At 49.1% G+C, this 9,796-nt stretch carries 8 protein-coding genes; all 8 read right to left on the reverse strand.

Annotation, left to right across the window (positions count from 1 at the left end; all coding sequences use genetic code 11):
• Positions 1–162 precede the first annotated feature (162 nt).
• The 8 genes from K2H17_RS00245 to K2H17_RS00280 all read right to left on the reverse strand — a co-directional run bounded on the left by K2H17_RS00245 (position 163) and on the right by K2H17_RS00280 (position 9,610).
• Positions 163–387 carry a HepT-like ribonuclease domain-containing protein gene (locus K2H17_RS00245; protein ID WP_300130044.1) on the reverse strand — a complete coding sequence of 75 codons (225 nt, stop codon included), beginning with the start codon at positions 385–387 and terminating at the stop codon, positions 163–165.
• The gene (locus K2H17_RS00250; protein WP_300130045.1) at positions 381–512 is read right to left on the reverse strand and encodes a hypothetical protein; all 132 of its coding nucleotides are present in this window, start codon (positions 510–512) and stop codon (positions 381–383) included. The genes K2H17_RS00245 and K2H17_RS00250 overlap by 7 nt, the downstream gene beginning before the upstream one ends.
• Positions 493–828 (reverse strand): nucleotidyltransferase domain-containing protein, encoded by a 336-nt coding sequence (locus K2H17_RS00255; RefSeq protein ID WP_300130047.1) that lies wholly within the window; start codon positions 826–828, stop codon positions 493–495. The genes K2H17_RS00250 and K2H17_RS00255 overlap by 20 nt, the downstream gene beginning before the upstream one ends.
• An 80-nt stretch (positions 829–908) precedes the next feature.
• A complete protein-coding gene (locus tag K2H17_RS00260) occupies positions 909–2,336 on the reverse strand; it encodes a BACON domain-containing carbohydrate-binding protein (RefSeq protein ID WP_300130049.1) in 1,428 nt (475 codons plus the stop codon).
• Between the two features lie 85 nt (positions 2,337–2,421).
• Positions 2,422–3,720, reverse strand: a complete 1,299-nt coding sequence (locus K2H17_RS00265; RefSeq protein ID WP_300130050.1) for a DUF4302 domain-containing protein — start codon at positions 3,718–3,720, stop codon at positions 2,422–2,424.
• Between the two features lie 24 nt (positions 3,721–3,744).
• Positions 3,745–4,650 carry a putative zinc-binding metallopeptidase gene (locus K2H17_RS00270; RefSeq protein ID WP_300130052.1) on the reverse strand — a complete coding sequence of 302 codons (906 nt, stop codon included), beginning with the start codon at positions 4,648–4,650 and terminating at the stop codon, positions 3,745–3,747.
• A 44-nt stretch (positions 4,651–4,694) separates the two neighbouring features.
• Positions 4,695–6,278, reverse strand: coding sequence for a RagB/SusD family nutrient uptake outer membrane protein (locus K2H17_RS00275; RefSeq protein ID WP_300130054.1), 1,584 nt, complete (start codon positions 6,276–6,278; stop codon positions 4,695–4,697).
• A gap of 23 nt (positions 6,279–6,301) precedes the next feature.
• On the reverse strand, positions 6,302–9,610 hold the full coding sequence (locus tag K2H17_RS00280; protein WP_300130056.1) for a SusC/RagA family TonB-linked outer membrane protein: 3,309 nt from the start codon (positions 9,608–9,610) through the stop codon (positions 6,302–6,304).
• Between the last annotated feature and the right edge of the window lie 186 nt (positions 9,611–9,796).

Here is a 9,796-nt window from a genome sequence, read left to right on the forward strand (position 1 = left end):
GGATAGGACTGGGGGCTTTGGGAACTTTGGGAGGACTGGGAGAGCTGGGAGCTTTGGGAGTTTTGGGAACTTTGGGAGTTTTGGTCCAATTGGTCTGATTAGGCCAATTAGACTAATTAGTCCAATCTGATTGCTCTGGCTTTTCGGGCCTCCGTCGGGGGATTAATCTGTAAAGGTTTCGAGGATTTCAGTCAGACTTGATCTGAGGGGTAGAAGGTCAGTTTCAATAGTGGCGAGTATTCTTTCGGCTTTGATCTGATAATATCCGTGCACAAGTATATGTCTCATGCCGATGACTGCCGACCAAGGAATTTCAGGGTGATTCCGACGGGTTGACCCTGTCAGCTTATAAGCCGCCTCGCCGATAATTTCCAAACATTTTACCATGCCATAAAACAGATCGGGTCGGAACACAAAACTTCTTCCGGATAGCGTGTTTGGGCGGAATCAATTTTGTCAATGGCTTCGATCATGTGGAGAAGCCGTTCGCGGTCACGGATTTTTTCTCTCATAGATCAGGATTTTGTCACGGTTGACTGAGGGGAGTGCGTAGGGCATGAGAGTGTCGATTTCCACAAGATCCACTGCGCGATGGAGCATTTTTGTCAATGCGGAATATATGTGCCCCATTGTGAAAAGTGTTATTTTCTGCCGTTTGTCGAATTCAAGCAGTATGTCGACATCGCTTTTTTCGGATTCCTCTCCGCGGGAGAATGATCCGAATAGCCATACCCGGCTGACAGGCTGTGTTGAAAAGAAGTCTTTCAGTCGTGGAATCAGTGTAGATGCGGTCTCTTTGGTCATATCGGCAAAAAGCAGCCCCGCCATAACCGGTCGGTCGGGGCGGGGCTTGGGTCAGGTATGGTTGCTGTTTGTCTGTATGAGTCAGATTTTAGCGGGTCTGTTGATCAATGAGCATATATATTAGAGTCTTTTGAAAGAGTAGTTTGTATCTTTGAAAGACTACTATTATAAATCTTGGTTGAAGGTGTATTTTGAGAAGTTGATTCAGATGAGAGAGCATGAGTTTTCTGTAACTGAATATTTCTCATTACAAGCAGATTGAATTCATATCCATCAAAATCAAATTCAGAAGTAGAGAATCCGGCTAAAATAAAAGAATTCAAAGGATAGTCATACATTCCGGAATCTTTGAAAGAGGCTGTTGTATAACCCTTTCCATTCATTTCTGAATAAGATATTTGTGAGGTCATATATGCGTTTTCAGAGGCAGTGACCATTGATTTACCGTCTTTGACAAATCCATAAATGGAGTAAACACTGAATGTTCCGTCTTCATCCACCCAATTACCGATATAATCGCCACAACCGAGTTTCAAGGTGAGAGTTGTTTCGTCATATTGGACAGGAATTGAAAAATCAAGATCTGTAAGGTCGATTGAATATTTTGTTCCAGTCTGCTTGAGAGAAGCTTTGAAAGCTGCTTGTTTGCCAGCACTGTTGGTGTAAACCAAGATATATTCTCCGGCGATGTCTTTGTCGAACTGATACTGTTCGACGGAGACTGAGCCTTCTGTGCCTTCAAGGCTGTAAGAGAGGTTGCCTTTGCGGATGTGGCCGTCATTGTTGGCATCGACGGTGATTGTCACTGTCTCGTTTTCAAACGATCCGTGGAGCCATTCTACGTCAGAACTGAATGTTACTTCAATGTCGGAGGGGAAGTTATAAGTGTAGGTCTTTGCGTCGTCGTTCTGGCTGATTTCAGAAACCTTTACCAGAGGGAAGATAAGAGGGCTCTGGTTGACGGTGATGTCATAGGTGAGATCGCCGACTGTGATTGTAAGTATGCCTGTACGGGCCTGGAGTTTGGTGTTGCGGTCAGCATTGATTGTGAGAATGCCGTCAGCAATCGAACCTTTGAGCCATTCTGCATCGGAAGTTACCGACATCGGGATTGTAGCATTGGCTTCATAGCTATTGGTCCATGCGTCAGCTTCGATGTCGATTTCACTTACATCAGCGAATTTGAAGATAATGCCTGACTGAATGATGGAGATTTCATCCGTTGCATTGCCGCATTTGACGATGATTGTTCCGGTTCGTCCGTCAAGGGCGTTGTTTTGGGTTACGGCGATGTTGATTGTGTTGCCATCGAGAGTTGCGGTGATCCATTCATTGTCAGTAGTCACAGTCACCGGACCTTTGGCTTCGAATGTGATCGAGCCGGTAGATGCTTCTGCGGGGAAGGTTGTGTCATGGCTTACGATTGTGATGGCCGATTCGGTTGTGATATCCGGTGCTTCATAATCGTTGCATGCGGTAAATCCGGTTGCCGCGATCAAAGCAAACAGGATTGATCTATATGTCTTTTTCATTTTCGTTACAATTTTAAAATTTGATGATTCTCTGCGGAATCCGTTCCCTCTTGCTGAGGGATCGGATTCAACAGACAGTCATTTATTATTTCTTCTGGAGATACTGGACATAGGTGATCTGGCCGGTGTTGTTGAGTCTCCAAGGTGCGGGAGCGATGTAATAGGTGTCGTCTCCAGGATAAGTCGCGATGAAATAGAATGAGTTGACATTTGACGGCGATGCCGCGTTGGGTTCCGCAACGAATCTCTTGGGGTTTGATTCGCTCTTGACAAAGTCCATGCCGGCCTGAGTGGATGCATAGAAGCTACCGCCTGTTCCGCCTGCGTAGAAGAACACGTTCATGTCGCTGCCGGAGTACAGCTGCTGGCCTGTGAGGCTCAGGCAACCTTTGGATTTGTTATACTTGGCCACGAGATCGAAACCGTTCGGAGTTGTCATTGTGATCAGGCCGGTTGCGGGATCCGGGGTGAGGGTGACATTTGAAGTGTAGATACCAAAGAAGAAGGCAAAAGTGAATTCACCGGAGAATTCCTCAATAAACGAGTATGTTTCAGGGAGGATTCCAATTATGTTGACCTGGTTGCCGTTTGAATCTGTACCTGAGAAGAGATATCCGTCAGGGTTGAATGACAGTTCGCTGATAGTCGCGCCGTTGACTGTGATTGGAGTCAGGAAGCGGATACCGGTTGCAGTGGGCAGGTAGAAGGCTTCGTCAGAGAAAGCTTCCGCACCTTCTTCTGTTCCGCCCCAGAAGATAGCCATAGAGCGGTCATTAAGATCTATGCTCATGGTTACCGGGAGTTCGCCGATTGTTCCGGAGCCTTCTGTCACATAGATATTGTCATTCATTGCGCAGATAGCGTTGAGTGTGGTTGCCGGATCTTCGTTGAGACGGCGGAGATACATGGTGTTGCCGGTGCGTTTGCCTTGCAGAGTGATGAGATCTTCGGTCACATCCATGATCATGAATTCAAAATCGCCGTCCATAGCCTGATAGCCATCAGAGTCACCCCAGGGAGTAGCGAAGTAGTGCATGAGTGTGTTGTAGGAGTCGAATGTGAGAACCGGACCGTTGTCATTTGTCAGCTTATAGAGGCTTTTTTCAAATTGGCCGGGTGCGATTTCAGAACCGACATTTACCTGGGAATCATCAAACTGGAGGGTATATATATAGCTGCCGTAGGATTGGTATTTGTCAGGAGTGTAGTCAAATAACCATCCGTTAGGGGCGCTTGTCAGAACGGCCTTGGCGTTGTCAAGAGTGGCCTGAAGTCTTGTTGAAGATGATTCATCGAATATATCTTCCTGATCTTTCAGACAGGACTGGAAGGCCAGTGTCGAGAATGCAAGCAGAGTTGCTATGAATAATTTATTGAGTCGCATGGTTTGAATCATTTAGAAGATGGATTATTTTACAGTGAGATCAGTGAGATCCACTTTGCCTGACATTACTTCTTTCTGACGACGCTGGATGACGCTGCGCAGGTCATCAATGTCGATATTGAAAGTAGTGTACAGATATTCTTTCACGAGGTCGAGTTTCTGATTGATGAGATCTGCACCTGAAGCGCCGGCGGTTGTGATCAGGTCATTCCAAGAAGCTTCATCGTAAGTAATATAGATAGACATCACTTCGGCGAAGTCTTCAGTGTAGGAGTGTTGAGCATAGGAAGAAACATAGCCGCGAGCTTCAAAACCGGTGTCGTAAGGAGGTTCGCTCCAAAGGTCTGCCACGTATGAGTCATAAGTAACGGTCTGGAATGCGGATGGCATCGGACGTGTCTGGTTGAGGATATGGGTGAACTCGTGGTGAATTGTCTTAAAGTAATAGTAGTTCATCGCATCGGTCCCCATTTCAAGACACTGTGGAAGGTAGTTAAGACCTGCAAGGAAGATCTTACGGCCACCTTCGGCGGTGCCGAGAATGAATGTACCGTTGTTCTTGTATTCCCATTCACCGACGGTGTAGAACATCTTGGGGAAGTACTGGCGGGTGAAGTCGGTTCCGGCTACTTCATTGTAAGTCTCGACGCAGAGATATTTGACGAGGTGGGCCATGGTAATGGCATCTTCGTAGCGGGCAGGTACGAGATAGTAGTCAAAGTCACCTTCGATGTCCTCGTAGCGGTATTTGAAGTCGATATTGTAGGGCTTGTTGTAGTTTGCTTCGAGCCACTTGTCGAAATCGTTTTTGACGGTATTGCCGGTAACGATGACTGATTTTCCGGTGTCCGGATCGTCAGATTCGCAAGCAGTAAAGGCTATAGCCGAAACAGCCATCAAAGCAAAGCTTAATATTTTGTTGAATTTCATTGTTTTTGTCTTTTTGATGGTTAACAGTAATGATCAACTGTGTCTTAGCGTTCATTAGGCTGAATTCCGGCATCGCGAACTTTCAGAGGAATCTGGAAAATACGACGCTTGTCATCTTTCGAAAGGAAGTCAGTGATGTGGTCGGGCTTGCCGGCTGCATTCATGTAGCGGCGGGGGATCTCGATGCCATAGCGCTTGATGTCGAACCAGCGGAGGCCGTCCTGAAGAGTTTCGATTCGACGGAAGGCGAGCACACACTGGAGCATGCATTCCTGAGTAGAGCCTTCGGCGTCAATGGTAAATTCAGGATTGAGGTGTTTCTTCATTCCGGAAGCCATGCGGGCATCATCTTCATAACAGTAAGTCTTTCCATTATAGAAAGTAGTGATCATGTCTGGTGTAAGAACTCTATTGGTTCCTGCAATGTTCTTGGCCCAGATGGTAAGATCGGCTGCCGCTTCGTCAAAGCGATGGAGCATTATGTAGGCTTCAGCTCTTGAAAGAAGGGTTTCATCAGCAGTGAAGATTGCGAGTACGGTATGAGGATAGCCGATGTTCTGCACGGGGTCGGTGTATTCGAACAGGTAGGGAGTCTTGCGGAAAAGAAGTTTGTCGATACCTCCGGTGTATTTGGATGTAATCGAACTTCTTACAGTAGAACCCCAGACATTAGTGGCGCGGGCATCTTCGTTTTCAGAAGTGTAGTTGCTGTGAGTATAGCGAGAATAAGCACCGTATGGCCCGAAAGCTACGCCAATCTGTGACTGTGCGGTTTGCAGGAGCAGATTGCAGTTGGCTGTGGCTCCGATGTAGAAATTCTCGCGAGCTTTTGAACCGTTGACAGGGAGTGTGCCGAATGTCACCCAGTCGCGGAGCATGTTGTTTGGAGCGGATCCGAGCACTTTGTTAGCGGCATCAATCACTTTTTCCCATTGCTCAGTATAGAGATAGAAGCGCGTGGCGAATGCGTAGGCCGCTTTCTGGTTGAAATGGTATTTGGGTACAGAATAATATGAATCGCTTACACGTTCCAGACCTTCAGTGAGGTCTTTTTCGATCTGAGTGTAGAAGTCAGCGAGGTTTCCGCGTTCATATTTGGGCTGAAGCTGTGTTTCCGGATGTGTCATGTACGGAAGGCCGAGGTCTTCTGCTGCATTCTGAGTCCAGTGTTTGCAGAAGAGGTTTGCGAGCATGAAATGGTTATAGGCCCGACAGAGCAGAGCTTCGCCGCGAAGAGCGGACAGTGTGGTAGAGGCTTCAGGACCGCCAAGCTGGTCAATGGCGTCGAGAGCCTGATTTGCAGATGCGATTGCGATGTAGGAGGAAGCCCAATACTCATTGAGTGATTCGTCTGACTCCTCAAGTTCGTCTTTCCAGGCGTAGGCATCGTCTATCCAACGCTCTGTGTCAGGACTTTGGAGTTCAACGTCATCAACGTTGTCGGATGACAGTTCAGTTACGAACGCGCATTGGGTTGAGGGATAGGCAGAGACAAGAATGCTCTTGATTTTTTCCTCGTCGCTGAGAGTAGCACGGTTGTCGGGCATGGTGTCGAGGTAGTCGTCGCAGGATGAGAGGACTACGGTCGGCAGAGCAAGCGCGAATGCGTATTTTATATATTTGTTCATTTTACTGATTCTTTAGGAGTAGATTAGAAACCGAGGTTGACTGTCAGAGTGAACTGCTTGGGTGTCGGGGCAGCCACACCGCCGGTGTTGAAGAACTCCGGATCCTGGCCGTTGAGTTTCTTGTCGGCGTAGATGAGGAAGAGGTTGGTTGCCTGGAGCTTGAACATTGCGTTGGAGAGACGCAGGGCGTTTGTCACCTTGGCGGGTACCTGATAGGCAAGCGAGATTTCCTTCATGCGGATGAAGTCGCCCTTGGCTATGCGGGCATCGGAGTAATTATAGGCGTTATAGGCGTAGCTCAGGTGCGTGTCATTCTTATTCTGACGCTTGGATGCGATAACCGGGATATTGGTACGGTTTTCGTCACCGGGGACTGTCCAGCGGTTGTTGAATTCCTTCGGGGTTGAGGTCAGGTCGGTGTATTCTTTTCTGAAGACGGGGTCGAGACGGATGACGTTGCCGAAAGAGTAGGTGATGTAGACGTTGAGGGTGAAGTCCTTGTAGCGGAAGATGTTGCCGAAAGAGCCAACGTCAGTGGGGTCGATGCTGCCGGAATACTTCAGGAAGCCGAGTTTTTCGGGATCGGAGGTCTGGAAGTAGATGCCGGTGGTCGAGATATTGCCGTCCTGGTCAAGGAAGGTGGGGAGGCCTTCTTCGTTGAGTCCCATGAAGGGGATGGAGAAGAGGGAGCGCACGGGGTAGCCTTCCTGGGCGAAACCGCTGCCGGAAACGAGGTCGATCACACGCTTGGAGGTCTTGAGAGATGTAACCTTGTTCTTATTGTATGAATAGATGAAGTTGGTGGTCCAGGTGAAGTCCTTGGTCATGATGTTTTTGGTAGTGAGCGAGAGTTCGACACCATGAGAGCGCATTGAGGCAATATTTCCTAACTTTTGGATCTGACCGCCGATGCCCTGTGAGTTTGCAAGACCGATGAGGTCGAAGTTGTTGCGGCGATACCAGTCGAACTCTACGTTGATGCGGTTGTCAATGAAACCGGTTGAGAGACCGAGGTTAAGCTCGTGTTTCTTTTCGTATGTCAGATCCTGATTGGCGAGGTCTTTCACATAAAGAGAGCTTTCTGTCACACCGGCAGACGGACGCCAAGGATTTTGGGCGCCGATAATGGCGTAGGCGTTGCTGACAGAGGGACGGTCGCCTGTCAGAGAGTAAGAGGCCTTGAGGGTGAGGTGGCTCCAAGTGGGGTTGAAGCTGTGGAACCATTCTTCTTCATGGGCGTTCCATGATCCGGAGATGTTCCAGGTGGGGAGCCAGCGTGAAGAGCGGCTCTTGCCGAGTGAGTTGGTGCCTTCGTAGCGGAGGGTGCCGTTGAGGTTGTATTTTCCCTTATAAGAATAGGTGGCGTTGCCGAAGAAGGCGACTGAACGTTCACGGGTGTTGGTCAGAGTGTAGTAGTCGGAGTTTTCTTCCTTACCGCGTTTGAATGCTTCGTAGGCATAGTTGGCAACTTCGCCCATGCTGTACTGCATGCCCCAGCCGCGGAACCAGGTTGAGTGGCGGTCAACTGAGTTGGTTTCCATACCGGCGTAGAGGTTGACGATGTGGTTTTCAGCGAAGACATCGTTGTAGCGGGCTGCGGCGCGCATGTCCCACTTGAACATGCTGCGGTCAGCGCGTTCGTAGATACCTCCGTTGGGGAGAATCGAAATGGGGAGCGCAAACATGTTGTCCGGATCGGTGTAGAGGAAAGGGTTCTTATCGCGGATGGCCGAAGTCGGCATTGCGCGGTAAGCCTGGGCCTGGTTGGAGTCATCAAGGATGAAGTGTTCCTGCGAGGTTGAGGTGTTCTGCATACCGCCGAGGAGCGAGAGCTCTACTTTGCGGATAGGCTTGTAGGTGAGCACACCGGTGAGGCGGAAGTCGTTGACGCCAAGCTTCATGTAGTTGTTCTTAAGCTCGTGGAGAATGTTGAAGGGAGCGTAGGAACGGGTGTAGAACTCATTGGCATCGAGTGTGCGCGAGGTGTTCATCGAGTAGGAGTAGGGGTTGATGTCGAAGTCGCGCTTCACTTCGCCTGAAACCACGTCAGTTTCGCTGCCGAGGGTTCCGGGAGCTTTCTGCTTGCGGTAAGAGGCGTTGGAGATGAGGTTGAAAGAAACCTTGTCGGAGATATTGAAGTTGGAGTTGAGGTTGGCAGTGTAGCGCTGAACGTCGCTCTGTTTGTACCATCCCGGATCATACATTGCAGATGCCGACACATAGTGCTGGGCCTTCTCGGTACCTGACGAGAGGCTGATGGAGTGGGTTGACATCACAGAGTTTGAGAAGAGCTGGTCGAACCAGTCGGTGTTGCGGTATTCGGCTGCGCGGAGATATGCAGCACGGGCTTCGGGTGTGTTTTCAAGACCGAAGCGGCCTGAAGTTGCATCGTATTCAGAAAGAAGCTGATACATCTTGCCGTAGACACCGCTGTTGGAAGCGTTGGCGATTTCAGCGTAGTTGAGGTAGCCTTTCTGGGCGAGTTCCTGGTAGACGCTCATCTGGTCCTGCGAGTTCATGATATTGAAGTCGCGGTAGTTGGGCTTGAGGCGCATTGTGAATTCGCCTGTGTAGTTGATTGAGTTGCGACCGGCTTTACCTTTCTTGGTAGTCACGACGATCACACCGGCCATTGCGCGCGCACCGTAGATAGATGTGGCGGAGCCGTCCTTGAGGATGTCGAAACTTTCGATGTCGTCGGCGTTGAGGCCTGCGATAGCTGAGGAGATGAGGGTTTCGGCGTTACCGGATGAGAGGTCATCGGCAGAGACGTTCATGACGTCTTCCATGATCACGCCGTCGACAACCCAGAGGGGTTTGGAGCTGCCGTAGATTGATGTTGCACCGCGGACACGGATTTTGGGAGCGGTACCGAAGGTTCCTGAAACGTTCTGGACCGACACACCTGCGGCGCGTCCTTCAAGGCTTCGGCTGATGTCGGCCATACCGCTGATGCGGGCGTCCTGAGCGTCGATTTTGGTAGCGGCGCCGGTGAAGAGACGTTTGTCCATTTTCTGCATACCGGTGACAACCACTTCCTGGAGTTGTTCGGCGTCAGATTCGAGAGAGATTGTCATTTTGGTGCCTTTCTGGATGGCAACCTGTTTGGTCTTCATGCCGATGTAGCTCACCACGAGCGTTTTGGCATTACCCGGAAGTTTTGAGATGGTGAATTTACCGTCGATGTCGGTCGAGGTTCCGATTTTGGTGCCCTTGACCATGACGCTGGCGCCAACGACGGGCTCATCGTCATCAGCTGAGATGACAACGCCCGTAACCCCCCCTAAATCAGGGGTTTGCGCGTTTATTAGCCCGAAACCCACAAGGGTCATGACTAACAACATTAATAAACTTTTCCTCATAATAAGACAGATATAAATATGATAATGATAGATAGTACGAAATGAGAAGTCGGACTATGGAACGTTTTTTAACCAAAAAGTCCTTATATGGTTTGCATTTGCAAAAGTAGAGATTTGATATAAAATAACCAAATTTTATGTGATTTTTTATTTAAA

The sequence above is a fragment of the Duncaniella sp. genome (assembly GCF_029054785.1).
In the GTDB taxonomy this organism is placed as follows: Bacteria; Bacteroidota; Bacteroidia; order Bacteroidales; family Muribaculaceae; genus Duncaniella.

Coding starts and splice junctions, on each gene's coding strand:
- K2H17_RS00275 (WP_300130054.1), bottom strand. CDS start 6,278: ATGAACAAATATATAAAATACGCATTCGCGCTTGCTCTGCCGACCGTA.
- K2H17_RS00270 (WP_300130052.1), bottom strand. CDS start 4,650: ATGAAATTCAACAAAATATTAAGCTTTGCTTTGATGGCTGTTTCGGCT.
- K2H17_RS00265 (WP_300130050.1), bottom strand. CDS start 3,720: ATGCGACTCAATAAATTATTCATAGCAACTCTGCTTGCATTCTCGACA.
- K2H17_RS00245 (WP_300130044.1), bottom strand. CDS start 387: ATGGTAAAATGTTTGGAAATTATCGGCGAGGCGGCTTATAAGCTGACA.
- K2H17_RS00260 (WP_300130049.1), bottom strand. CDS start 2,336: ATGAAAAAGACATATAGATCAATCCTGTTTGCTTTGATCGCGGCAACC.
- K2H17_RS00280 (WP_300130056.1), bottom strand. CDS start 9,610: ATGACCCTTGTGGGTTTCGGGCTAATAAACGCGCAAACCCCTGATTTA.
- K2H17_RS00250 (WP_300130045.1), bottom strand. CDS start 512: ATGAGAGAAAAAATCCGTGACCGCGAACGGCTTCTCCACATGATCGAA.
- K2H17_RS00255 (WP_300130047.1), bottom strand. CDS start 828: ATGGCGGGGCTGCTTTTTGCCGATATGACCAAAGAGACCGCATCTACA.